We start from the raw sequence: 23,353 nt of genomic DNA on the forward strand, positions 1-23,353 counted from the left end.
TGTAGTCGGGAGTCGACCACTCGGAGCACTGCCGTACGCCGAAACATTGCTGAGCGTTCTCAACCCACCTTGGGGCGGTTGTCGTCCGTGGCGAAACACTATCCTTTTCACCCTGCTGTCGATAATTGACTGTATAATGGGCCGACGCAAGAAAATCGTACAGGAGTGCGAACGGCTGATGGACAACCCGGAGAACATCCGGAACATCGCCATCGCCGCGCACGTTGACCACGGGAAGACGACGCTGACCGACAACCTGCTGGCAGGTGCCGGCATGATTTCCGACGACACCGCCGGCCAGCAACTCGCGATGGACACCGAGGAAGACGAACAGGAACGCGGTATCACCATCGACGCGGCCAACGTCTCGATGACACACGAGTACGAGGACACCAATCACCTTATCAACCTCATCGACACGCCGGGCCACGTCGACTTCGGTGGCGACGTGACCCGTGCGATGCGTGCTGTCGACGGCGCGCTCGTCGTCGTCGACGCCGTCGAGGGCGCGATGCCCCAGACGGAGACCGTCCTGCGGCAGGCGCTGCGGGAGGGTGTCAAGCCGACGCTGTTCATCAACAAGGTCGACCGCCTCATCTCCGAGCTTCAGGAGGGTCCCCAGGAGATGCAACAGCGGCTCACGGGTGTCATCCACGACGTCAACGAGCTCATCCGCGGGATGACCGAGGAGATGGACGACATCGACGAAGACTGGACGGTCTCCGTCGAGGACGGCACCGTCGGCTTCGGGTCGGCGCTGTACAAGTGGGGCGTCTCGATGCCCTCGATGCAGCGTACCGGGATGGACTTCGGCGAGATTATCGACCTCGAACAGGCCGACAAGCGCCAAGAGCTCCACGAGCGGACGCCGCTGTCCGACGTGGTTCTCGACATGGTGTGTGAGCACTTCCCGAACCCCATCGACGCACAGCCTCGTCGTATCCCGCGTATCTGGCGTGGTGACCCCGAATCGGAAATCGCCGACACGATGCGACTCGTCGACGAGGACGGTGAGGTCGTCATGATGGTCACCGACATCGGTATCGACCCCCACGCCGGCGAAATCGCCGCGGGTCGTGTCTTCTCCGGGACGCTGGAGAAGGGCCAGGACCTCTATGTCTCCGGGACGGCCGGGACGAACCGCGTCCAGAGCGTCGGCATCTACATGGGCGGGGAACGCGAGGAAGTCGAAGAGGTTCCCGCCGGCAACATCGCTGCCGTCACCGGACTGAAGGACGCCATCGCCGGGTCGACCGTCTCCTCGGTGGAGATGACGCCGTTCGAGTCCATCGAACACATCTCCGAGCCGGTCATCACGAAGTCCGTCGAGGCCCAGAGCATGGACGACCTGCCGAAGCTCATCGAGACGCTCCAGCAGGTCGCAAAGGAGGACCCGACCATCCAAATCGAAATCAACGAGGACACCGGCGAACACCTCATCTCCGGGCAGGGCGAACTCCACCTCGAAGTCATCACCCAGCGTATCGAGCGCAACCAGGGTATTCCGGTCAACACCGGTGAACCCATCGTCGTCTACCGGGAGGCACCGCAGGAAGCGTCCCGCGAGGTCGAGGGCCGCTCGCCGAACAACCACAACCGGTTCTACATCACCGTCGAACCGCTCGAACAGGACATCGTCGACAGTATCAAACTCGGCGACATCTCGATGGACATGCCCGAACTGGAGCGCCGCGAGGAGCTCATGGAGCAGGGCATGGACAAAGACACCGCCCAAAACGTCGAACACATCCACGGCACGAACGTGTTCATCGACGACACGAAGGGTATCCAGCACCTCAACGAGACGATGGAGCTCGTCATCGAGGGGCTCGAAGAGGCGCTCAACGACGGCCCGCTCGCCGCCGAACCCGTCGAGGGGTCGCTCATCCGTCTCCACGACGCACGCCTCCACGAGGACGCCATCCACCGCGGTCCGGCACAGGTCATCCCTGCGGTTCGGCAGGCCGTTCACAACGCGCTCATCGACGCCGAAATCAAGCTTCTGGAGCCGATTCAGGAGGTCCGCATCGACGTGCCCAACGAGCACATGGGCGCTGCCTCCGGCGAGATTCAGGGTCGACGCGGACGCGTCGACGACATGTACCAAGAGGGTGACCTCATGGTCGTCGAGGGCATCGCGCCCGTCGACGAGATGATCGGCTTCTCCAGCGACATCCGCTCGGCCACCGAGGGCCGTGCCTCCTGGAACACGGAGAACGCCGGCTTCCGCGTGCTGGCCGACAACCTCCAGCCCGACATCATCAACGAGATTCGAGAGCGGAAGGGCATGAAGCTCGAACTGCCACAGTCTATCGACTACTTCTAAGGCGTCTCGACTGCTCTCTCGTTTCTTCGTCTCTTCGCCGAACAGCGTCAGCAACCGACGACTCGTCCCTCAGACGGGGGTTTCGGTCCGGCAGTCCCACTCGAAGACGGCGTAGTACGACAGGACGATTGCGCCGCCGGCCAGCACGGTCATCACCGGGTTGACGCTGAGTCCGACATTGGCCGGAGGGACGCCGATGAGGGCGCCCAACATCCGATAGCCGACGACGGTGCCGAAAAGCAGGGACAGTCCGACGAGGGACCCACAGAACACGACGGCGAACCGAGAGAGTCGGCGCGCGTCGACGCCGACGGCTAACGCCGTCGCCGCGGGGAGTGGCCAGACGAGCAACGCCCCGTACAGTTCCGCTCCGGTCTGCGGACCGAACACCGCGGCCGTCGTGACGACGACGAGCAGCGCCGTCACTGCTGCTGTGGTTGCCACGCTCGGAACCTTCCCTTCCATCGCTCCGTAGCCATCGTCTTCAACCGGACATAAACATACGTTCGATTTCGAGGCTCGAAACTCGATACAGGAACACAGCGACACGCCGAAGGGGGCGGCCGGCGTATCTCTCGGTATGTCCATGGCGTATCAGGTGGTCGACGTGGTAATCGCGGCGCTGTTGGCAGGGCTGTCGTCGTTTCTCCTCAGTGCCGTCCTGCCGGAGTTCGCGGTCACGACGGGTATCGTGTTGGCCTGTATGTACTACTTCTCGCGGAACCCGTGGGGAGCGGCCGACGGCGCGGCCTACAACGAGCGCATCGACGAGGTGTACGATCGGCTGTTGCCGGTGTGAACTACCGGCCACGCTTGCGAATGACGGCGCTCTTATAGCCGGCGGTGTTGAGTGGCAGGTAATGAGCGAACGTTCGGAGGTGAGTCGATGAGCGAGGCAGACAGACGGTCGTACACGGTTCGGCTCGAACTCGTCGACGAACCCGGTGAGCTGTTGGGCGCGCTCGAACCCATCGCGGACAACGGTGGGAACCTGCTGTCAATATTCCATGAGCGCGGCAATCTCACACCGCGGGGCCACATCCCTGTCGAGGTCGACCTCGAGGCGACCCAAGCGCAGTTCGACGTCATCGTCGACTCGCTCCGGGGGGCGGGTGTCAACGTCATCCAGGCGGGCGCCGAACGCTACAGCGAGGAGTTGACCGTCGTGTTGGTCGGCCACCTCGTCGAGACGGACCTCTCGGATACCCTCCGGCGGTTCCACGATTGCGGTGGGGTTTCGGTCGCGGACCTGTCGTTGTCGGCGCCAGCGGGTACTGAGGGGCCATCCAGCGCCCGCCTGCGCGTCGTCGCCAGCGAAGGACAGAGCGACGACGCACTCGCGACCATCCGGTCGGTCGCCGAAGAGAAGGACCTGCGCGTCATCGAGCCGCTGACGGAGGGGTCCCAATGAAACTGGCCGTGATGGGAGCGGGCGCCGTCGGTTCCTCCGTCGTGGAGTTGGCCGGCGAGTACGGCCACGAGGTCGTCGCGGTCGCGGACTCCTCGACGGCGGCCGTCGACGACGGGGGTCTCGACGCCGAGGATGTCCTCGCCCGAAAGCGGAGCCGTGATGTCGTCGGGAACCACGACCCTGCGGACGCGCTGGAGGCCGACTACGACGCGCTCGTCGAGACGACGCCGACGACGCTCGGTGACGCCGAACCGGGCTTTTCACACGTCGCGCGTGCGCTCGAACGCGACCGTCACGTCGTGTTGGCGAACAAGGGGCCGGTCGCCGAGCGCTACGACGAGGTTCGCAGTTTGGAGGCCGACTCGAAGGGGACGGTGCTGTTCGAGGCTGCCGTCGGCGGCGCGATTCCCATCCTCTCGACTATCGACGACCTCAACGGGCAGGTGACCGCCGCTCGCGGCGTTCTCAACGGGACGGCGAACTTCATCCTCACTCGGATGGCCGCGGAGGGACTGGGCTACGAACACGTCCTCGCCGAAGCACAGGACCTCGGCGTCGCCGAGGCCGACCCCACCTTCGACGTGGAGGGGACCGACGCCGCCCTGAAGTGTGTCATCCTCGCGAACGTGCTGTACGACGACACCTACACCCTCGAAGACGCCGAGGTCGAGGGCATCGCCGATTTGCCCGGAAGCGCCCTCGAACTCGCCGCAGAGGACGGCCGAACCATCCGACTCATCGGGGAAGTCGCCGACGGAGCGGTTCGGGTCGGACCGCGATTGGTGCCCGAAAACGGGACGCTCGCCGTCTCGGGGACGCTCAACATCGTCCAGTTGGAGACGAACCACGCTGGCCGACTGAACATCTCGGGGCGCGGTGCGGGCGGCCCGGAGACTGCCAGCGCCGTACTGGCCGATATCGGGCGACTTCCGCCTGTGGAGTGACCGCTCTGGACGGCGGCGTTCCCCGCTAACGCTCCCGCTTACTGTTCCCGTGTCATCACCTCGCAAACCGCCCGACGCGCCCGGTTTCGGCGGAATCCCTTTCGAAATCGTTTTACGGGGCACCGACAAAAGACTCCGATATAGCGCCTCTGCGCGTGAGACCACAATGAGCGACAAACCACACCAGAACTTGGCCGTCATCGGCCACGTCGACCACGGAAAGAGTACGATGGTCGGGCGGCTCCTCTTCGAGACCGGGAGCGTCCCCGAGCACGTCATCGAACAGTACCGAGAGGAAGCCGAAGAGAAGGGTAAAGGCGGCTTCGAGTTCGCCTACGTCATGGACAACCTCGCCGAGGAGCGAGAGCGCGGTGTAACCATCGACATCGCCCACCAGGAGTTCGACACCGACGAGTACTACTTCACCATCGTCGACTGTCCGGGTCACCGCGACTTCGTCAAGAACATGATTACTGGCGCGAGCCAGGCCGACAACGCGGTGCTCGTCGTCGCAGCCGACGACGGTGTCCAGCCGCAGACCCAAGAGCACGTCTTCCTGGCCCGTACGCTGGGCATCGACGAGCTCATCATCGCGGTCAACAAGATGGACCTCGTCGACTACGACGAGAGCAAGTACAAGGCCGTCGTCGACGAAGTCAACCAGCTGCTTCAGCAGGTTCGCTTCAACACCGACGACGCCAAGTACATCCCGACCTCGGCGTTCGAGGGCGACAACGTCTCCGAGGAATCGGAGAACACGCCGTGGTACGACGGCCCGACCCTGCTCGAGGCCCTCAACGACCTGCCGGAGCCGCAGCCGCCGACGGACGCGCCGCTGCGACTGCCGATTCAGGACGTTTACACGATTTCGGGTATCGGTACGGTCCCGGTCGGCCGTGTCGAGACGGGTATGCTGAACACGGGCGACAACGTCTCCTTCCAGCCGAGCGACGCTGGCGGAGAGGTCAAGACCATCGAGATGCACCACGAGGAAGTCCCCGAGGCCGGCCCCGGCGACAACGTTGGATTCAACGTCCGCGGCGTCGGCAAGGACGACATCCGACGCGGTGACGTCTGTGGCCCCGCCGACGACCCGCCGACGGTCGCCGAGACCTTCCAGGCACAGGTCGTCGTCATGCAGCACCCCTCGGTCATCACTGCTGGCTACACGCCGGTCTTCCACGCCCACACGGCGCAGGTCGCGTGTACCATCGAGTCCATCGACAAGAAGATCGACCCCTCCTCCGGCGAGGTCGCCGAGGAGAACCCGGACTTCATCCAGTCCGGCGACGCTGCCGTCGTCACCGTCCGACCGCAGAAGCCGCTCAGCATCGAGTCCTCGAACGAGATTCCCGAGCTGGGCAGCTTCGCCATCCGCGACATGGGTCAGACCGTCGCGGCCGGCAAGGTCCTCAGCGTCAACGAGCGATAACGCATGCAACAGGCACGCGTTCGCCTCGCGGGCACGGCACCCGAGGACCTCGACGACATCTGCGACGACGTTCGCGAAATCGCCGACAAAACCGGCGTGACGCTGTCGGGACCGGTCCCGCTGCCGACGAAGAAGCTGGAAATCCCGGCGCGTAAGTCCCCCGACGGAGAAGGGACCGCGACGTGGGAACACTGGGAGATGCGCGTCCACAAGCGACTCATCGACATCGACGCCGACGAACGCGCACTCCGCCAGCTGATGCGGATTCAGGTCCCGAACGACGTCTCCATCGAGATCGTCCTCGAGGACTAACGCGAACCCCCGTTCGCGAGGGTCGGAAGACGCCACGCGTCTTCCACACCGCCCGCCGCAGCACTCACGCGCGACCGCTCCCGGTCGCTTTCCCGAGTGCGAAACAGAAGGTACAAACGACCGAACCGATAATCGACTGTCGAGGGCTCGTAGATCAGCGGCAGATCGCTTCCTTCGCAAGGAAGAGGCCCCGGGTTCAAATCCCGGCGAGTCCATTTCCTTCGCTCACTACGTTCGCTCAGTCACTGCACTCGCCGACCTTCGCGAAGCCGAAGGCTTCGCTCAGCCCCGGCGAGTCCCGTTTTGACTGTTTCATTCATCAGGTGAGAACCCGTCGACGGTGTCGAAATCACGACAAGGGCATAATTTTGTCCTAGCAACTAGAGTTCGCGTCGCACACGTAGGGCGGCAGTGTACCAGCCGAGATTCCCTCGGCCGGTTTGTGGGTGGGTGGATGGAAATGCCGCCCGCTCGTATAATGCAGTCGACCCGTGTTAGCGATACTGCCTGTTAGTTGAGAAGTATTTATATTGTGGCTTATTTATTCCGTCTGTAGGTGCAGTTGAGAAAGGCGTCTTGGAGGCGAAACGGCCGTTCTCAGAGCGAGAAAACAGCCCCAACGGCTATTTTGTTGTATCTCGTTGGGGTCAGTATGGGGACGGATACGGAGACGACCGAAACGGCGACGGTACTCGTCGTCGACGACGAGCGGGACCTTGCCGATTTATACACGGCGTGGCTCTCCCAGGAGTACGACGTTCGAACGGCCTACGGCGGCCAGGAGGCGCTCGACGCTCTCGACGAGGACGTCGACGTGGCGCTCATCGACCGCCTGATGCCACAGGTGTCGGGCGACGAGGTGCTCGAACACATTCGCGAGTCGGAGTACGACTGCCGGGTGTCGATGGTGACGGCCGTCGAACCTGATTTCGACATCATCGAGATGGGGTTCGACGAGTACATCGTCAAGCCGATTCGGCGCGATGACCTCGTCGGGGTCGTCGAGTCGTTGCTCTCCCGGTCGGCTTACGACAACCAACTGCAGGAGTTCTTCTCGCTTGCCTCGAAGCGGGCGGCGCTGCAGTCCCAGAAGAGCCAACACGAACTGGAGAACAGCGATGCCTACAGCGATCTCACCGAACGCGTCGAGGCGTTGCGGGCGGACCTCGACAGCACGGCCGAGGAGCTTTCGACACGGGATTTCGAGGTACAGCTGCGGAAATTGAACGCCGATAGGTCGGCTTAGCGAACGGTATTCTCCAACGTCCCCAGTCCGTCGACGTGTAGTGTGACGGTGTCGCCTTCTTCGAGAAACCGTCCCAACTCGAGGCCACAGCCTTCGCCGACGGTACCGCTGCCGAGTACGTCACCGGGGTACAGCGTCTCGTCGCGTGAGACGTGTTCGACGATGTCCGCGAAGGAGTGATACATCTCGCCAGCGACGCCGTCGGACCACGTCTCGCCGTTGATTTCGGCGGTCATGCGCGCTTCGGAGAGGTCGAAGGAATCGGTCGTGACGAGAAACGGGCCGAAGGCGTTGGCGAAGTCCTTTCCCTTCGCGGGGCCGAGGCGGCCCTGCATCTCCTTCATTTGGGTGTCCCGGGCGCTGAAGTCGTTGAAGACGGTGTAGCCGGCGATGTACTCCTCGGCGTCGGCGGCGTCGATGTCGGTTCCCTCCTTGCCGATGACGGCGGCGATTTCGAGTTCGTAGTCGAGTTGCTCGGAGTGACTCGGCCACGCTACCTCCTCGCCGGGTCCGACGACGCTGTCGGGGTTGCCCTTGTAGTAGACCGGGGTGTCGTACCACACCTGCGGTGGCTCCTCGCCGAGGCTATTCTTCACGTGTTCCTCGAAGGCCATGAAGTCCCGAATCGAGTTCGGCCGCGGTAGCGGTGCGAGGAGTCGAACGCCCTCGTCGGCGGGGTCGAACCGGAGTTGCCCGCCCGTCGGGCCTTCCGAGGCGTCGGTCTCACGGACGAACGCGACGGCGTCGCGGGCGGCGTTGAAGGCCCGTTCACCGCGCTGGAGGAACGTCGACATTTCGGGTGGAGCGTGGGTTTCGGCGACGGCGAGGGGGTCGGCCTCCCCCCGCGAGTTGAGGTCGGCGGCGTAGGCGGCGGTCACGTCGACGAGCGCACCGTGTTCGTCGCGGACGCCGACGCGCTGTCGTGTTCCGACCGGCGTTTCGACTTCGAAGGAAGCGAGTTTCATGCCGCACCCCCCTCGAAGACGGCGACGGGACGGACCCAGGCGGCGCTGGCGTCTTCGGTGCCGATGCTGACCGGTGTGGCATCCTCGAACATACCCCTATGCGCGTGCGAACGGACCTATACTTTCGCCCGGTCGACGGGGCAGCTACGCGACGGTGGCACCGATTTCGCTTCCGAGAGCGACCGCGAGGAGAGCGGCGACGAGCGTCCCGGCCGCATAGACGGCTGCGACCTCGACGTTTTCGTCTTCTGCGAGTCGGACGCTCTCGACGGCGAACGACGAGAACGTAGTGAACGCCCCACAGAAGCCGACGCCGAAGGCCAGCCTTGCGGTGTCTCCGAGGCCGACTGCGAGAACGACGCCGAGTGCGAAACTGCCGAGGACGTTCACGGCGAACGTGTCGAGGCCCCGCTGCTCGATTGCGTTCCCGATGGCGTACCGTGCGAGCGCCCCCACCGACCCGCCGATGCCGACCGCAAGCGCCGCTACGAGCGCCACCGGACCACCTCTCGTGCGAGCAGGACTGCCACGCCGCCGAGTGCGTAGTTGGCGAGGACGTTGGCCGCCGCCAGCGTCGGCGTGAGTCCGACCGTCTCGCTGGCGAACGTGCTGTAGGTGGTGAACGACGAGAGGAACCCGGTCGCGACGAACGTCCGAGCGGCCACCGAGAGTCGCCCCTGATGCAGCGTCTCGTAGACGACCATCCCCAACAGAAACGCGCCGACGACGTTGACCGCGAGCGTCCCCCACGGAAACGCTGTCGGCAACGCGACGGCGACGGCGTGTCGACTCACCGCACCGACGAACCCGCCCGCCGCGACCAGCGCCGCCGCCCGCGGTTGCATGGGCGACGCTGCGCCCGGGACCTACAGGGGTCTTGCGGTTCCGATGGCCGAGATTGCGGTTCCGGCGACCCGGCGGTTTATGTACGATACCGAGGCCAGACGCCCCATGTTCAGAGCAACACGGCTACGCGAGGACGAACGCGGTATCGAGGGACTGCCGGTTCGCCTCGTTATCGCACTCGTCGTCGGCGTCGCCAGCCTCTCGGTGATGATGAGCATGATTTCGGGTATTTCCGGACTCGCGGTGACGGAACTCGACGTTCGGCCGACGCCGGAGGTCACGACGCCCGACAACGGTTCCGTCTCGGTGGCGGTCGTCGACCCCGACGGGGGGCGCGTCGCCGATGCCACCGTCGTCGCCCGCGGCGGGTCAGCACGGCTCGACGGCGTCGCGACGGCGAAGACCGACGAGAACGGCACCGCGAAGTTCGACATCGACCCCGAGTTGGGGCCGAACCAGCGAGACGGCACCGTCGTCTTCGACATCAAACCGCCCGCGGGTAGCGACTACGCCGACAGACGTGAGAACACGGCGCTGTTGGTGGTCGAAAAGTAGGCCACTTCAGAGTCGGTCGTCCCAGTCTATCCACGACTGCTCCCAGCCCTTCCGGCGCTCGGCGGCCCGGCGGGCGTGCTCGCGGTCCTCGCGGTGGGTTCGGTTGCGCTCGACGGTGTCGGCCTGCTCGCCTTCGACCAACATCGGCTGGAAGGCGACGGTGCCGAACTCGGCGACGGCCTCCTCGCCCTCGACGGCGACGAGTTCCTGGGTTCCGGTGCCTCGGGGCATGACCAGTCGTCCTTCGGGGGCCAACTGGTTCAGGAGCGCCCGCGGCGGTTCGATAGCGGCGGCTTCGAGGAGAATTCGGTCGTAGGGTGCGTAGTCGGGGAGTCCGCGGGCGCCGTCGCGACGGTCGACGAGTACACCAGGGTAGCCGGCGCGTTCGAGGTTCGACCGCGCCTCGTAGACGAGGCGGCGCGTGATGTCGATGGCCTGGACGTTCGCCTCGCCGACAATCTCGGCGATGACGGCGGCGGTATATCCGACGCCACAGCCCACGACCAACACGTCGTCGTCGGGGTCGACGGCGAGTGCCTCCAACAGTCGTCCCGCCGCACTCGGGGAGAGCACGCGCGTTCCGTAGCGCTCCGAGGAGCGGTCGGCGTAGGCGGCCGCCTCGTCGTCGACGAACGGCTCACGAGGCACTTCCCGCATCGCGACGCTGACCGTCTCCGAGCGAACGACGGCCTTGGCCTCGTGTTCGAGGCTGTCGACCATGTCGTCGCGGAGCACCGCCGGGTCCATACTCGAAATCGGGGCCGGAGCCTATTGAATCGAGCGCCCGATGAGCGCCGAGCGCCGACTCGACGGCACCGCCTCGACGGATACGTCGTCGAACGCCCCTTCGAGCCACGAGCGGGTCGCTCCGATTCCGTGTACGCGACCCTCCCCTGCCGCCAGTCGGTCGATATCGACCAACGCGGCTCCGGGCGTTTCGCCATCGAAGGTGTCGAGGAAGACGACCGTAGATGCCGCGGCGGCCGCGGCCGCGACGTGGTCTGTGGCACTGTCACTGTCCCGGCGACTCAGGGTTTCGACGCCGACCACGAGGTCACACGTTGGTATCTCGGTTCCATCGCCGCGACGGAGGTCGATGGATTCCCGACGAAGCAGCGGTTCGGCGGCATCGATTCGGGCTTCGCTGTCCAGCAACGTCACTGACCAGCCACGGCGGGCGAACTCGACGGCACGGCGGCCCGCTCCGTCGCCGACCACCACGACGCTGTCGCCGTCCGGGGCGGCGTGGACCGCGGTCGTCACCTCCGAGCGCAGACAGACTTCGTCGGCGGCAGCCTCTTTGCCGAGTTCGTTCCGCAACTCGTCTGGCTGCTCCGGAACCGCTCGACCGGCCAGCGTCTCCGGCAGCGCGACCCACCGCCCGAAGGCGTCCAACTCGGCGGGCAGGCGGCCGATAGAGCGGAGGTCGGTCTTCGTTAGAAAGCCAAGCAAGCGGTTGGTGGGTTCGCACTCCCCGTCGACGCGGGTGAGAAAGCCCTGCGACTGCAGCGCGGCAACGAGACGCTCGGCCGCTTCGGGGTCGATATCGGTGGCGTCGGCGACCGCTTCGGGCGCTCCCGCGGTCGTCGACAGCGCTTCGAGGGCGCCACAGCGGCGGGCCGCCCACAGCAACGCTATCTCGCGCCAGGGCGGCTCGCTTCGGTCCTGCGTTGGCATACGCCGACTTCGCGTTCCGGCCTCAAGAATCGCCGCCCTGCATCGGGACGAACCGGACGCCGCCGAACTCTTCGCGGTCGATGCCGTCCTCGCGTTTGACGGCGCGGACGAGCCGCTGTCGGCGCTCACCGACGGGCGCGAGCAAGCGACCACCCTCCCGGAGCTGTTCGAGGACCGCTTCGGGCAACTCACGGGCGGCACAGGTGAGATACGCGGCGTCGTAGGGGGCGTACTCGGGCCACCCGTCGTGGCCGTCGCCGACGCGGACCTGAACGTTGTACCCGAGGTCGTCGAGTCGCTTTCGCGCGTCTTCGGCCAGCGATTCGACGTACTCGACGGTGTAGACGTTGCCGTCGCCGACGATTTCGGCCGTGACCGCGGCGTGATACCCACAGCCGGTACCGACTTCGAGCACCGCCTCGCCTTCGCTCAAGGCGAGTCTGTCGCACATGATGCCCACCATGTGCGGCGCGGAGATGGTCTGGTCGTTACCGATGGGAAGCGGTCGGTCGGCGTAGGCGCTCCCCCGGCGCTCGGGTGGGACGAACTCGTGTCGCGGGACGGCCTTCAGCGCCTCGATAGTCGACTCGCGTTCGATGCGACCGCTTTCGGCGAGTGCCTCGACCATCCGCTCTCGCCGCGTCTCGAAATCCGCATCGGCGTCATCGTCGCGTCGGAACACGGTCCTACCAGGCCGACCACGCCCGCTGGGTGGAGTTCTCGTCTCGGGCGTACACTCGCTTGAGGTCCTTCGCGAGCGCCGCGTCGCCGCCGTGGTCGTATCCCTCTCGATAGTAGTCGGTGGCGTCCTCCCGGACCAGCAGGCGCTCGACGGTGAACTCCTCGCCGCCGTACTCGTGGGTTCGGCCGACGATGAACTCCTCGTCGCCGGGTACCTGTATCTTCACGCTCCGAGTCTCGTCGTGGCCGCCGTCTTTCGGGTGCAGCGTCAGGTTCACCGCGACGTTGCCGACCGCACGCGTCCACAGCGTCTTCACGTCTTCTGCAGTGGCTTCGTCGACGCGGGCGCCCTCCGTCGTCTCGATGGAGGTGATACGTGCGGTGAGAATCGCCTCGTCGGTTTCGACGAGGAACTCGTCGCCCGTCGATAGCTCTTCTTCCGGCGGCACTTCGACGCGTGCCTCAGTCGATTCGTCGTCCTGGGAGACGATGACCCGGCGGTCGACGCGTGACTCCTCCTCGATGGTCGTCTTGTGAACGTGACTGCACTCGCTGCATCGAACCGTGGCCTGCCCACCGTGGTTGAGCACCTCGTGGGCGGTCTCGTCGGCCGGCGAGCAGGAGGGGCACCGAACCGCGACGCGCTGTTGACTCATTGGCCGCACTTGACGGCGCGGACGTATAAGCGCGTGGCTCCGGCGGTGACGAGGCTTCGACGGTGACCCGTCGGTAGGATTATTTCCTCGGCCGTCTCGTTCGGCGCCGTGACGCTCGCCGAATCGGCGGTTCGGATGTACCTGTTCTACGCCTTCGCCACCATCGGGTTCGTCTCCATCGGAGCCGTCCTCGGGACGGTCCTCCCGGACGCGGTCGCGCTGTTCGTCGGCTTTCTCGTCCTGCTGGTGGTCGTTCTCGCGGGGCTATTCTGGTACGCTCGATTCTGAGCGTCACTCGACGGTCGGAAGTTCGATTTTCTCCCCGTCTCGCGGTTTCACCGCTCGACCTGAGGAAGTTCCACTTCCTCCCCATCCACGTACACCGTCGGCTCCCGAAGGATGCCGTCGAGGTGGATGGGGGCGTCGTTGTCGCCGCCGATACCGGCGTCGTCGCCCAGCGCGATGTGAACGGTTCCGCCGGCCTTCTCGTCCAGCAGGACGCTGCCGACGAGGTCGGTGACACCGATGTTCGTTCCGATGCCGAGTTCGGCCATGTTGTAGGCGTTCTGCCCCACCTGCTCGGCGGCCTCTTCGACATCGGCGCGGATGGCGTCGTCGCCAATCGAGGTGACGTAGCCGTCTTCGACTTCGAAGGTGACCGTCTGTCCCTCGTCGAGCAAGCCGTGTGGTCGGATGGTGCCGTCGACGACGTAGGTGCCGTCGGCGGATTCGGGGCTGATGAACACCTCACCGGCCGGGAGGTTCGAGAAGTCGCCCGACTCGTGGACGATGCCGGTGTCGTCGTTCCAGACGCGGTCACCCAACTCGAAGGTGATGTCGGTGCCCTGCGGCGAGGTGACGCGGATTTCATCGGCGCCCTCGACGGTTTCGAGCATCGCCTCGCACTCGGCGGCGATGGCGTCGTAGTCGGCGTCCAACCCCGTCGTGAACACCTCCTCGGTGATGCCCGGCAGCGTCGCGCCACGAGCGCCGCCGTCGGTCGCATCCGAGCGCGCGCGGGTGTGACTGAGACTCTTCGTCGTCGGCGCGAGGAAGGTGTCGGCCGATTGCAGCGCGCCTGCGACCGGTTCCGGCGGCTCCGCGCCGTGCTGTGGTCCCGGCGGGTACCGGACGATGACGGCGTCGTCGGTGGCTTCGAGGGCGGCGTCGTACAGCGCCTCGCCGATGGGCTGGCGTTTGTCGTCGGTGACGACGACGCAACTCTCGTCGGGGTCGACGGCGAGACACTGCTGGACGGCGGTCTCGGCCGCCGCGGCGACGGCCTCCGGGTCTTCGATGTCGAGTACGTCCGAATCGCTCATGTCCCGACCTGCGGCCGAGACGACGAAAAGGATTGGCTTCGCGGACTACTCCTCGCGGAGTTTGAACTTCTGGACTTTCCCGCTTGGGTTCTTCGGCAGTTCCTCCACGAAGTGGTACTCACGCGGCCGCTTGAAGTCCGCGAGGTCGTCGCTGTCGAGGACGAACGACTCCAGGGTGTCGGCGTCGGTGTCGCCGACGACGTAGGCGACGACCGCTTCGCCCCACTCGGGATGCGGTTCGCCGACGACCGCCGCCTCGACTACGTCTGGATGCGAAAAGAGAACGTCCTCGACTTCGGTCGGATAGACGTTCTCGCCGCCGGTTATTATCATGTCGTCCTTGCGGTCGACGACGTAGAGGTAGCCGTCGTCGTCGAAATACCCGAGGTCACCGGAGTAGTACCATTCGACGCCCCCTTCCTCCCGGAGGGAGTCTGCGGTCGCCTCCGGGCGGTTCCAGTACTCCCGCATCGTACACGGCCCGGCGAACAGTATCTCGCCGATGTCGCCCTGCTCGACCTCGGCATCCGGCGCGCCGTCGGGTTCGACGACCCGGACATCGTGGTTCAGCGCGGGTTTCCCGGCCGACCCCTGTTTCGGTATCTGTTCGTCGGGGTGTTGGAACGTTCCACAGGGGCCGATTTCGGTCATGCCGTAGGCCTGGAGGTAGTCGTCACAGAACTGCTCCATGCAGGCGTCGAGTACCTCCTTCGGCATCGGCGAGGCGCCGTACATCCCGAGTCGGAGCGAGGAGGTGTCGGCGTCGACCTCCTCGGCGGCGTGAGCCAGTCCGTTCCACGCCGTCGGCGCGGCGAACATCACCGACACGTCATGTTTCTCGATGTCCTGAAGCACAGCGACGGGGTCGAACTCGTGGTGGACGACGCTTTTCGCCCCCACCTGAATCCGGGGGAACAAGGCGGCGTGTAACTCCGCGCAGTGATACAGCGGCAGCGCCGACAGCCCCACGTCGTTTTTCCGGAGGCCGCCCTCCGCGACGCAGATGAGGTTGTGTTCGACCATATCGCGGTGCTCGTGGACGACGCCCTTCGGCCGACCCGTCGTCCCCGAGGTGTAGATGAACGCGTACACGTCGTCTTCCTCGACGATGGTGTCGGGTGTCTCCGCCGGGGCCGCCTCGATGATGGCATCGAAGTCGTGGGTGTCGTCGGGGGAGTCCTCTTCGATGAAGACGTACTCCTCGACGGTTTCGAGGTTCTCGCGGGCGCCTTCGACCGCCTCGCGGGTGTCGTCTTCGTAGATGAGGACGCGCGATTCGGCGTCGTTGCAGATGAACTCGACCTCGCCGGCCGGTAGGCGGTAGTTCAGGGGGTTGAACACCGCACCGAGTTTCGCACAGGCGAACACCGTACAGATGATTTCCGAACCGTTGTACAGCATCGTCGAGACGCGGTCGCCCTTCTCGACGCCGAGGTCCGCCAGGGCGTTTGCCAGCCGGTCGGCACGCTCGTCGAGTTCCGCGAACGTGTAGCGGCGGTCGCGTCGCGGATACACCAGCGCTTCTTTCTCGGGGTACTTCTCGGCGCTGAGTTCCAGTGTATCTGCTATCGTGGGATGCATACTCAACCCACAGACTCCGCCGTGTTAACGCTTCGCCCGACGACCTCCTGCGGCGTGGAGAGAAACGGTTATTCCCGTCGGCACACGACCCGGAGGTATGAGCATTCAGGTCGCGGTCAACGGCTACGGAACCATCGGCAAACGCGTTGCCGACGCCGTCGCGCTCCAACCCGACATGGAGTTGGTCGGCGTCGCCAAGACCCGCCCCAACCACGAGGCGGAACTCGCCGTCGAGAACGACTATCCGCTGTACGCTGCCATCGAGGACCGCGTTCACCTGTTCGAGGAAGCCGGAATCGAGTTGGCCGGCACCGTCGACGAACTCGTCGAAGCCGCCGACATCGTCGTCGACGCCTGCCCCTCCGGCATCGGCGCCGAGAACAAGTCGCTGTACGAGGCCCACGACACGCCCGCGCTGTATCAGGGCGGCGAGGACGCCGACCTCGTCGACGTCTCGTTCAACGCCCGGAGCAACTTCGAGGAGGCCGCCGACGCAGACCACGTCCGCGTCGTCTCCTGTAACACGACCGGTCTCTCGCGGTTGCTCGCGCCGCTACAGGAGGAGTACGGCGTCGAGAAGGCCCGCGTCACCCTGGTCCGACGCGGCGGCGACCCCGCCCAGACTGGTCGTGGACCCATCAACGACATCCTGCCGAACCCGGTGAGTCTCCCCTCCCACCACGGTCCCGACGTGAACACCATCTTCCCCGACCTCGCTATCGACACGCTCGGGTTGAAGGTGCCCGCCACGCTGATGCACACCCACTCGGTCAACGTCACGCTGGAGGACGCTCCCGACGCCGAGGATGTTCGGGAGTTGCTCGACGCTCAGTCCCGAACCTTCCTCGTCCCCGAGTCCTACGACATCGACGGCGCCGGCAAACTGAAGGAGTACGCGATGGACCGCGGTCGGCCCCGTGCGGACATCTGGGAGAACTGCATCTGGTCGGAGTCGATAAGCGTCGAGGGCGACGACCTGTATCTGTTCCAGGCGATTCACCAGGAGTCCGACGTGGTGCCGGAGAACGTCGACGCCATCCGTGCGGTGCTGGGGACCGCCGACGCCGAGGAGTCCATCCAGCGCACCAACGAGACGATGGGTGTCGGTTTCTAACCGCCGTCCTCGTCGGATATCGATTTCTGCCCTCGACAGAAGGCTTTTGATGGCGACTCACATACCGACGGGTATGCGCCGTGACGACCGCGACGACCCCTTCGACGACATCTTCAGCGAGATAGAGCGAATGATGGAGGAGATGACGGGCGGCGTGAGCGCGGCGGGTAACGCCGGTTTCGGTAGCGACGCCCACGTCTCCATCTACGAGACCGACGACGAACTCCGAGTCGTCGCGGACATGCCCGGCGTCCGAAAGGAGGACATCGACATCAAATGTGACGGCCGCCACGTCACCATCTCCGCGTCGACGGACACCAGCGACTACGAGGAGCGCATCGAACTCCCCGCCCGCGTCGACGAACACTCGGCGTCGGCGACGTTCAACAACGGCATCCTCGAAATCACGCTCGACCGAACCGGCAGTTCCGCGAACATCGACCTCGACTGAGGCCCCGACGCTTGGGTTTCGTTTCTCTCGCTTCGAGCATCGAAGCGACCAGTACATCACCGGTCCCGATGTGCGGTCCGACGAATGAGGGCGGCGAGGCGTTCGTAGAACTCCGCCTCGTATTTCGTCGCCGCATCGACCGTCGGGCGGGCGTTCGTCTCGTTGACGACCGCGCGGTCGCCCGAGACGAGGATGTCGACGCCGAGCCAGTCGATGTCGAGTGCTTCTGCGGCGTCTTCGGCAAGCTTGCGGTGTTCTTTCGGCAACTCGATGCCCTCGGCGACGGCGCCGCGGTGGACGTTGTGTTTCCAGCGGCCTGCCGCTCGCTCGGCCTCGGGGAGGCGGCGCTCGACGGCGCCGACGCACTCGCCGTCGACGACCATCGCCCGATAGTCGCGGGCGTCGGGGAGGTACTCCTGGACGAGAAACGACCGGTCGCCGGTCGCGCGGTAGTCGTGGACCAAGGATAGGTAATCGCACAATCCGAAGAACGAATCGAGATCGCCCGCTTTGGCGATGCCGACGCCGCGGGTCGTCGAGTTCGGCTTGACGACGACCGGTGGGTCGAACCGCTCGAAGGCCGCCCGGAGTTCGGAGTTGTCGGCGGGGTTCGAGACGTACACCGACTCGGGTGTGGAAACGCCGGCGCGGTCGAGACGGGCGAGTGCACCGGCCTTGTTCCGACTCCGCAGGATGGCCTCCCGGTCGTTGACCCACGGCACGTCCAGCATGGCGTCGGCGACGCCGCCCTCCATCAGCCGCGAGGGGAAGACGAACCCGGCGTCGAACGCCTCGTCGGCGAGCGGTTCACCGAGCGGTTGGGCGCGCTCGCTCGTCGGGACGTACGTCGCCTCGATGTCGCGTTCGGCGAGCGGGTCACGAATCCGTTCGAGTGTTTCGGCGTCGGTCGCGACCGCGAGCCGGAGCATATCCCGAGATGGGTGTCGGCGGACTTGAATACGTGGCTTCCGGCGGGTCGTCGGCGGTCGGCCGTCGATGGTCGGCCGTCAGTCGTCGTCGGCGTCGGTGCGGGCCTGCCGTTCCGCCGCCCGTTCGATGAACTCCTCGGGAAGTTCGTCGATTTCGCCGGCTTGGACGCCCCAGAGGTGGGCGTACAGGCCGCCCTCTTCGAGCAGGTCGCCGTGTGTCCCGCGCTCGACGATTTCGCCGGCTTCGAGGACGACGATGGTGTCGGCGTCCTTGATCGTCGACAGGCGGTGGGCGATGGCGAAGGTCGTTCGGTCGGCGGTCAGTCGGTCCAGCGACCGCTGGATGAGCATCTCGGTTTCGGTGTCCACGTCGCTTGTCGCTTCGTCTAAGACGAGCACGTCCGGGTCCTTGAGGACGGCCCGGGCGATGGAGATGCGCTGTCGTTGGCCACCGGATAGTTTGACACCGCGCTCGCCGACCATCGTGTCGTAGCCGTCGGGGAGGTTCTCGATGAACTCGTGGGCCTCGGCGGCCTTGGCGGCCTCGACGACGGCCTCCTCGTCTGCGTCGAAGGTGCCGTAGGTGATGTTCTCCCGGACGGTGCCGTAGAAGAGGAACGTGTCCTGTCCGACGTAGCCGATGTGCTGTCGCAGCGAGGATAGGGTCACGTCGCGGATGTCCTGTCCGTCGATACGGATTGCGCCCTCGTCGACGTCGTACAGTCGAAGGAGGAGTTTCAGTACCGTCGACTTGCCGGCGCCCGTGGGGCCGACGAGAGCGAGCGTCTCGCCGCCCTCGACGGAGAAATCGACGTTCTCGATGATGGCCTCCTCCTCGTCGTAGCCGAAGGTCACGTCGTCGTACTCGACGCGCCCGTCGTCGACCGCCAGTGGTTCGGCGTCGGGGTCGATTTCGAGGCGGTCGGGTTCGTCCATCAGTCCGAAGATGCGCTCGGAGGAGGCGTAGGCCCGCTGGTACATGTTGATAATCTGTCCGAACTGCGCCATCGGCCAGATGAACCGCTGGGTAAAGAGGATGAAGACGACGAACGTCCCGACCGAGAGTTCGCCGGAGAGTGGGCCGGGGGCGGTGCCGGTGAACACCCACAGCCCGCCGACGATGAACGTGACGACGAAGCCGATGCCCGCGAGCAGTCGGAGGCTGGGGAAGAACTTGATGCGGGTCTCGATTGCGTCCCAGTTGGCGTCGAAGTACTCCATCGACACGTCGTCGACGCGATCGGACTCGTAGGGTTCGGTGTTTGCGGATTTGATGACCTGAATCCCGCCGAGGTTGTTCTCCAGTCTGGAGTTGACCTTCCCGACCGAAGAGCGGACGCGGGCGTACTTCGGCTGGATGATGCGGATGAACAGGTAGGTAAAGCCGGCGATGAGCGGCACGGGAAGCAACGCGATGAGCGCCAACTGCCAGTTGTAGTACAGGAGGACGCCACCGATACCCAGTACCATCACCGACAGCCGGAACACGGAGTTCAGGCCGTCGTTGAGGAACCGTTCGAGGCGGTTGACGTCGTTCGAGAGAATGGACATGAGTTCGCCGGTCTGCTTGTCGGCGAAGAAATCCATGTTCAACCGCTGCATCGTGTCGTAGGTATCCGTTCGAATGCTGTGTTGGATGTTCTGTGCGAAGGAGTTGAACCCCCAGTTGCGAATCCAGTGGAACGCCGCCCCGAGAGTGAACGCGCCGGCGATGATGCCGATGACGACCCAAAACTGCGTCCACTCGTCGGTTGGTACCCACGCTTCGGGGACGAGCCACAGCGAAAACGCCTGCTCGCCGAAGACCGAATCGATGGCCAACCCGAGCATGATGGGTGGCAGCAAATCGAGCAGTCGCGCGAAGATGCTCGCGAGAACCCCGACGGTCACCTGCAACGCGTTCGGTCGGCCGTACTCGGCGAACAGCCTGCTCATCGGGTTCTCCGCGTTCTCCCGTTGCTCCTCGAAGGGGTCGTCCTCGTCGGCCCCGACGGCACTCTCCGCCATTACTAAAACTGACTCTTCGGTCAGCATAACGCTTGGCACATCGGCCGGACGGGCCGCTACACCTCGAAGACGAGTCGGTCACCGACCTCGACACCGCGCTCGTCGGTCCACCCGCGATTGACTTCGAGGACGTACTGCCCCGTACCGGTGTACTGCTGGTCGTTGCCGTCCTCGTCGGGGGCCGGGGCGGGTGCCTCGTGGATTTCGGTAATCGTCCCGTCGGAATCGACGAACACGATATCGAGGCCGAACTCCATCTCCCGCATCACGTAGGTTCGCTCGGCGACGCCGTCGTGGACGAACAGCATTCCCTGGTCGTCGTCGAGCGATTCGGTGTCGCTCAGACCCACGTAGCGCTTCGAGAAGGTGTCGGCGACGGCGGCGTCGACTCGACCCAACACCTCGTCGCTGTCGGCGTCGACGACGGTCACCTCGGTGTGTTCGTAGCCGGATGCCGCCGGATTCGAGGCGTCGTAGCCGGCCAAGAGTGAGGCGAACACGCCCATCGCAAAGCCGAGATAGACGAGCAACGCGAGAACTACGACCGCCGAGAGCGCGTAGCCGAGACGGCGTCGGTCCATCACGCCGACGCACGGCCCGGCGGGCGAAAAGCGTGCCGGCGCACCCTCACTCCGGCAACTCGAAGGCGACCTGGTCGCCCGCTTCGACGCCACGGTCGGTCGTCCAGTGGTGGTTCACTTCGAGGACGTACTGTCCGCGGCCGGAGTATTCCTGGTCGTTGCCGTCCTCGTTCGGTCCCGGTGCGGGCGCGTGGTGAATCGACGTTATCGTCCCGTTGGAATCGATGTAGACGATGTCGATGGCGAAGTCCATCTCCCGCATCACGAACGTCAAATCCCGTTCGGAGTCGAAGACGAACAACATCCCGCGGTTCTCCGGCAGCGATTCGGTGTTGCTCAACCCGGTGTATCGGAGCGACCCGTTGTCGGCGATGGTGGCCTCGACGGCCCCCAGTTCGGCGTCGCCGTCGCCGTCCTGTACCGTGACGGTCGTCTGGGCGTAACTGCTGTGAACCGGCGTCGCAGTGTGCGTCGGGTCGTCCGTTGCCGTCGGTGCCGTCGACTGTCCGCCGGCGTCGAACGGGCCGACACAGCCGCCGAGGGCGGCGGTGACGACCACAACGGCGAGTGCCCACGTCCGGTGTCGCGTCATTTCCCCTCCCTCGGGACGGAACGTGCCTAAACGTTCCGTCACCGGCGACGACCGGCCGGCGCGGAAGGCAAGGGTTAACTCTACGGGCCGGTTTCGGCCGAGTGCGGGCGCGTGGTCTAGTGGCTATGACGCGTCCCTTACAAGGACGAGAAGATGGTTCGATTCCATCCGTGCCCACTTTTCGAACGGTCGTCGCCGCGAAAGGCCTATGCGCCGCCACGACCCACCACGTAGTATGTCAGGACGTGCCGGTTCGGACTGCCCGGAGTGTGGCGGACGACTGGAATCCATCGATGGGATGGAGTACGAATGCGGCGACTGTGGCCGAACGTTCGACTCCGCAGACGTGTTCCTCATCTAGCCTCGATTCAGTCTCATCGCCGCGCCGGCTTTCGAAACCCTTTTTGATAGCGTCGGCGTCGTTGCGTCTGCAAGCCGCCTTAGCTCAGACTGGGAGAGCACTCGACTGAAGATCGAGCTGTCCCCGGTTCAAATCCGGGAGGCGGCATTCGGATTCTACACGATTTCCATTTGAGTAGCTTTTGTACTCGACTGAAGATTGAGCTGTCCCCGTTTCCGCGAGCGAAGCGAGCGGGAAGCCGGAAGACGAGTCACAGCCCGGGAGCGCAGCGAAGCGAGCACCCCGGACTGTCTCGGCAAGGTTCACAATCCGGGAGGCGGCACTCCCTGCGAACGACGTGAGAAGTGAAAAGCCGTGGCGTCACTCTGATTGTTCGGCGACGATTCTACTCGACCCACCGACCCGAAGCCGTCGGGTTCGAAAGCCCGCGTCTTCGAGCGTCCTTTCGATGACGGCTTCGTTGTCGTGCGGTTCGACGACGAGCAATCGGCACGCTGGGCGGTCGAGTGTCGCCTCCATCCCTGCCAGTAGGTCAGGGGCTGCTCCCTCGACGTCGATTTTGACGACGTTCGGCGGTGGATACGCTCCGGACTCGACCGTCCGGTCGGCGGTCGTCGTCTCGACGGTGATGGTCCCAACCGCGTCGTCGGTCGTTGCGTACTCTTCTTCGATGGAGCCTTCTCTCGACCCGACTTCGTCGGTTCTCATCACGAAGAACGTCCGTTCCCCCTCGCCGTCCGAGAGCGCGCGCGACTCCACGTCGTGGAAAACGTCGTTTCGCTGGAGATTGCGTCGCAGTCGTTCGACGTTCGGCGGGTACGGTTCGAAGGCGACGACGTGGCCGTCCTCCAGTACGTCGCCGGCGATGCAGGAGAAGGTACCCACGTTCGCGCCGACGTCCCAGAACACGTCGTCTTCGTTCAGTTCGTCGACGATGGTTCTGGCGACGGGTCGCTTCTTCCCGGAGATGCTAACGACGTTGTCCAACTCGGCGGCGCTTTCGATTCCAACGTCAGCCGTTGTGTGGTCGATTTCGACGGTAATCGTCTCTCCGTATCGGAGTCGGTACAGCGTCACGTACAGCGTTCTCAGGTGGGCGTCGATGCCGACCCGGTGAACGGCGTCTTTCAGCCTCGGCCGATACAGCCACGACCGGACCGAATCGAGGAGCGAATGTCCGCCCATACTTCTCGAAACCCACCCGAAAATAAAGTCATGCGTCGGATACGGACGACTGGATTGGGCGTCAGTTTCCCGCTATGGCCTCGGCAGCGATGGCGGCGGCGAGGCTCTCTTTCGGCGCGTCTTCGGAGTCGCTGTCCTTCGGCGGTGACGACTGAGGTCGCGATGGCGTTCCGTACGGC

The 23,353-nt window shown here is 64.9% G+C and carries 27 protein-coding genes and 3 tRNA genes; 15 read left to right on the top strand and 15 right to left on the bottom strand.

Annotated elements, in window-relative coordinates; translation table 11 throughout:
* Positions 1 to 136 precede the first annotated feature (136 nt).
* Positions 137 to 2,326: an elongation factor EF-2 gene (locus NMP98_RS14210; protein ID WP_254858535.1), complete on the top strand. Its 2,190-nt coding sequence runs from the start codon at positions 137 to 139 to the stop codon at positions 2,324 to 2,326.
* Between the two features lie 69 nt (positions 2,327 to 2,395).
* Here NMP98_RS14210 and NMP98_RS14215 read toward each other — a convergent pair whose 3' ends face one another.
* The gene (locus NMP98_RS14215; RefSeq protein WP_254858536.1) at positions 2,396 to 2,791 is read right to left on the bottom strand and encodes a hypothetical protein; all 396 of its coding nucleotides are present in this window, start codon (positions 2,789 to 2,791) and stop codon (positions 2,396 to 2,398) included.
* Positions 2,792 to 2,906: 115 nt separating this feature from the next.
* On the opposite strand from NMP98_RS14215, the gene NMP98_RS14220 reads away from it, so the two are divergent.
* The 7 genes from NMP98_RS14220 (at position 2,907) to NMP98_RS14250 (ending at position 7,671) form a co-directional block, all read left to right on the top strand.
* The gene (locus NMP98_RS14220) at positions 2,907 to 3,125 is read left to right on the top strand and encodes a hypothetical protein (protein WP_254858537.1); all 219 of its coding nucleotides are present in this window, start codon (positions 2,907 to 2,909) and stop codon (positions 3,123 to 3,125) included.
* Between the two features lie 87 nt (positions 3,126 to 3,212).
* Entirely contained in the window at positions 3,213 to 3,737 is a 525-nt protein-coding gene (locus NMP98_RS14225; RefSeq protein WP_254858538.1) for an amino acid-binding protein, read from the top strand.
* Positions 3,734 to 4,681, top strand: a complete 948-nt coding sequence (locus NMP98_RS14230; protein WP_254858539.1) for a homoserine dehydrogenase — start codon at positions 3,734 to 3,736, stop codon at positions 4,679 to 4,681. Before NMP98_RS14225 ends, NMP98_RS14230 begins: the two co-directional genes overlap by 4 nt.
* Positions 4,682 to 4,847: 166 nt before the next feature.
* On the top strand, positions 4,848 to 6,113 hold the full coding sequence (gene tuf, locus NMP98_RS14235; RefSeq protein WP_178915198.1) for a translation elongation factor EF-1 subunit alpha: 1,266 nt from the start codon (positions 4,848 to 4,850) through the stop codon (positions 6,111 to 6,113).
* A gap of 3 nt (positions 6,114 to 6,116) precedes the next feature.
* A complete protein-coding gene (gene rpsJ / locus NMP98_RS14240; protein WP_156709892.1) occupies positions 6,117 to 6,425 on the top strand; it encodes a 30S ribosomal protein S10 in 309 nt (102 codons plus the stop codon).
* A gap of 143 nt (positions 6,426 to 6,568) precedes the next feature.
* Positions 6,569 to 6,640: transfer RNA gene (locus tag NMP98_RS14245), tRNA-Ala, on the top strand.
* A gap of 437 nt (positions 6,641 to 7,077) precedes the next feature.
* Positions 7,078 to 7,671 carry a HalX domain-containing protein gene (locus NMP98_RS14250; protein WP_254858540.1) on the top strand — a complete coding sequence of 198 codons (594 nt, stop codon included), beginning with the start codon at positions 7,078 to 7,080 and terminating at the stop codon, positions 7,669 to 7,671.
* Here the strand turns inward: NMP98_RS14250 and NMP98_RS14255 are convergent.
* The 3 genes from NMP98_RS14255 to NMP98_RS14265 form a co-directional block, all read right to left on the bottom strand.
* Entirely contained in the window at positions 7,668 to 8,636 is a 969-nt protein-coding gene (locus NMP98_RS14255) for a fumarylacetoacetate hydrolase family protein (protein WP_254858541.1), read from the bottom strand. The genes NMP98_RS14250 and NMP98_RS14255 overlap by 4 nt on opposite strands.
* 144 nt (positions 8,637 to 8,780) lie before the next feature.
* Positions 8,781 to 9,134, bottom strand: a complete 354-nt coding sequence (locus NMP98_RS14260) for a fluoride efflux transporter FluC (protein ID WP_254858542.1) — start codon at positions 9,132 to 9,134, stop codon at positions 8,781 to 8,783.
* A complete protein-coding gene (locus NMP98_RS14265) occupies positions 9,122 to 9,481 on the bottom strand; it encodes a fluoride efflux transporter FluC (protein WP_254858543.1) in 360 nt (119 codons plus the stop codon). The genes NMP98_RS14260 and NMP98_RS14265 overlap by 13 nt, the downstream gene beginning before the upstream one ends.
* Positions 9,482 to 9,587: 106 nt before the next feature.
* Between NMP98_RS14265 and NMP98_RS14270 the strand changes: the two genes are divergently transcribed.
* On the top strand, positions 9,588 to 10,037 hold the full coding sequence (locus NMP98_RS14270; RefSeq protein WP_254858544.1) for a DUF7382 domain-containing protein: 450 nt from the start codon (positions 9,588 to 9,590) through the stop codon (positions 10,035 to 10,037).
* A 6-nt stretch (positions 10,038 to 10,043) separates the two neighbouring features.
* Here NMP98_RS14270 and NMP98_RS14275 read toward each other — a convergent pair whose 3' ends face one another.
* Genes NMP98_RS14275 through NMP98_RS14290 form a run of 4 tightly spaced genes read right to left on the bottom strand, consistent with a single transcriptional unit; the run spans position 10,044 to position 13,051 of the window.
* Complete coding sequence (locus tag NMP98_RS14275; RefSeq protein ID WP_254858545.1) at positions 10,044 to 10,784, bottom strand: protein-L-isoaspartate O-methyltransferase family protein; 741 nt, start codon at positions 10,782 to 10,784, stop codon at positions 10,044 to 10,046.
* Between the two features lie 21 nt (positions 10,785 to 10,805).
* Entirely contained in the window at positions 10,806 to 11,714 is a 909-nt protein-coding gene (locus NMP98_RS14280) for a class I SAM-dependent methyltransferase (RefSeq protein ID WP_254858546.1), read from the bottom strand.
* A gap of 22 nt (positions 11,715 to 11,736) precedes the next feature.
* On the bottom strand, positions 11,737 to 12,396 hold the full coding sequence (locus tag NMP98_RS14285; protein ID WP_268105276.1) for a protein-L-isoaspartate(D-aspartate) O-methyltransferase: 660 nt from the start codon (positions 12,394 to 12,396) through the stop codon (positions 11,737 to 11,739).
* A 4-nt stretch (positions 12,397 to 12,400) separates the two neighbouring features.
* On the bottom strand, positions 12,401 to 13,051 hold the full coding sequence (locus NMP98_RS14290) for an HVO_0476 family zinc finger protein (RefSeq protein ID WP_254858547.1): 651 nt from the start codon (positions 13,049 to 13,051) through the stop codon (positions 12,401 to 12,403).
* A gap of 108 nt (positions 13,052 to 13,159) precedes the next feature.
* Here NMP98_RS14290 and NMP98_RS14295 point away from each other — a divergent pair, with 108 nt between their 5' ends.
* Positions 13,160 to 13,339 carry a hypothetical protein gene (locus NMP98_RS14295; protein WP_254858548.1) on the top strand — a complete coding sequence of 60 codons (180 nt, stop codon included), beginning with the start codon at positions 13,160 to 13,162 and terminating at the stop codon, positions 13,337 to 13,339.
* Positions 13,340 to 13,386: 47 nt separating this feature from the next.
* Here the strand turns inward: NMP98_RS14295 and NMP98_RS14300 are convergent, their stop codons facing one another.
* Both NMP98_RS14300 and NMP98_RS14305 read right to left on the bottom strand, forming a co-directional pair.
* Positions 13,387 to 14,373, bottom strand: a complete 987-nt coding sequence (locus tag NMP98_RS14300) for an aminopeptidase (RefSeq protein ID WP_254858549.1) — start codon at positions 14,371 to 14,373, stop codon at positions 13,387 to 13,389.
* 45 nt (positions 14,374 to 14,418) lie between these two features.
* Positions 14,419 to 15,960, bottom strand: coding sequence for a long-chain-fatty-acid--CoA ligase (locus NMP98_RS14305; RefSeq protein ID WP_367997240.1), 1,542 nt, complete (start codon positions 15,958 to 15,960; stop codon positions 14,419 to 14,421).
* 91 nt (positions 15,961 to 16,051) lie between these two features.
* On the opposite strand from NMP98_RS14305, the gene NMP98_RS14310 reads away from it, so the two are divergent.
* Both NMP98_RS14310 and NMP98_RS14315 read left to right on the top strand, forming a co-directional pair.
* The gene (locus NMP98_RS14310; RefSeq protein ID WP_254858551.1) at positions 16,052 to 17,068 is read left to right on the top strand and encodes a type II glyceraldehyde-3-phosphate dehydrogenase; all 1,017 of its coding nucleotides are present in this window, start codon (positions 16,052 to 16,054) and stop codon (positions 17,066 to 17,068) included.
* A gap of 73 nt (positions 17,069 to 17,141) precedes the next feature.
* Positions 17,142 to 17,519 (top strand): Hsp20/alpha crystallin family protein, encoded by a 378-nt coding sequence (locus NMP98_RS14315; RefSeq protein ID WP_254858552.1) that lies wholly within the window; start codon positions 17,142 to 17,144, stop codon positions 17,517 to 17,519.
* A gap of 56 nt (positions 17,520 to 17,575) precedes the next feature.
* Here the strand turns inward: NMP98_RS14315 and NMP98_RS14320 are convergent, their stop codons facing one another.
* The 4 genes from NMP98_RS14320 to NMP98_RS14335 form a co-directional block, all read right to left on the bottom strand.
* The gene (locus NMP98_RS14320; protein WP_254858553.1) at positions 17,576 to 18,448 is read right to left on the bottom strand and encodes an ATP-grasp domain-containing protein; all 873 of its coding nucleotides are present in this window, start codon (positions 18,446 to 18,448) and stop codon (positions 17,576 to 17,578) included.
* 78 nt (positions 18,449 to 18,526) lie between these two features.
* Positions 18,527 to 20,455: an ABC transporter ATP-binding protein gene (locus NMP98_RS14325; RefSeq protein ID WP_254858554.1), complete on the bottom strand. Its 1,929-nt coding sequence runs from the start codon at positions 20,453 to 20,455 to the stop codon at positions 18,527 to 18,529.
* Positions 20,456 to 20,511: 56 nt separating this feature from the next.
* Entirely contained in the window at positions 20,512 to 21,036 is a 525-nt protein-coding gene (locus NMP98_RS14330; RefSeq protein ID WP_254858555.1) for a DUF192 domain-containing protein, read from the bottom strand.
* Between the two features lie 46 nt (positions 21,037 to 21,082).
* Positions 21,083 to 21,628 carry a DUF192 domain-containing protein gene (locus NMP98_RS14335; RefSeq protein ID WP_254858556.1) on the bottom strand — a complete coding sequence of 182 codons (546 nt, stop codon included), beginning with the start codon at positions 21,626 to 21,628 and terminating at the stop codon, positions 21,083 to 21,085.
* Between the two features lie 105 nt (positions 21,629 to 21,733).
* Here NMP98_RS14335 and NMP98_RS14340 point away from each other — a divergent pair.
* The 3 genes from NMP98_RS14340 to NMP98_RS14345 all read left to right on the top strand — a co-directional run bounded on the left by NMP98_RS14340 (position 21,734) and on the right by NMP98_RS14345 (position 22,136).
* Positions 21,734 to 21,805: transfer RNA gene (locus NMP98_RS14340), tRNA-Val, on the top strand.
* A gap of 58 nt (positions 21,806 to 21,863) precedes the next feature.
* Positions 21,864 to 21,989 (top strand): hypothetical protein, encoded by a 126-nt coding sequence (locus NMP98_RS19470; RefSeq protein ID WP_255453959.1) that lies wholly within the window; start codon positions 21,864 to 21,866, stop codon positions 21,987 to 21,989.
* A 73-nt stretch (positions 21,990 to 22,062) separates the two neighbouring features.
* Positions 22,063 to 22,136, top strand: a tRNA-Phe gene (locus tag NMP98_RS14345).
* Positions 22,137 to 22,349: 213 nt separating this feature from the next.
* Here the strand turns inward: NMP98_RS14345 and NMP98_RS14350 are convergent.
* The gene (locus tag NMP98_RS14350) at positions 22,350 to 23,174 is read right to left on the bottom strand and encodes an FkbM family methyltransferase (RefSeq protein ID WP_254858557.1); all 825 of its coding nucleotides are present in this window, start codon (positions 23,172 to 23,174) and stop codon (positions 22,350 to 22,352) included.
* Positions 23,175 to 23,353 lie beyond the last annotated feature (179 nt).

The sequence above is a fragment of the Natronomonas gomsonensis genome, from assembly GCF_024300825.1.
Classification (GTDB): domain Archaea; phylum Halobacteriota; class Halobacteria; order Halobacteriales; family Haloarculaceae; genus Natronomonas; species Natronomonas gomsonensis.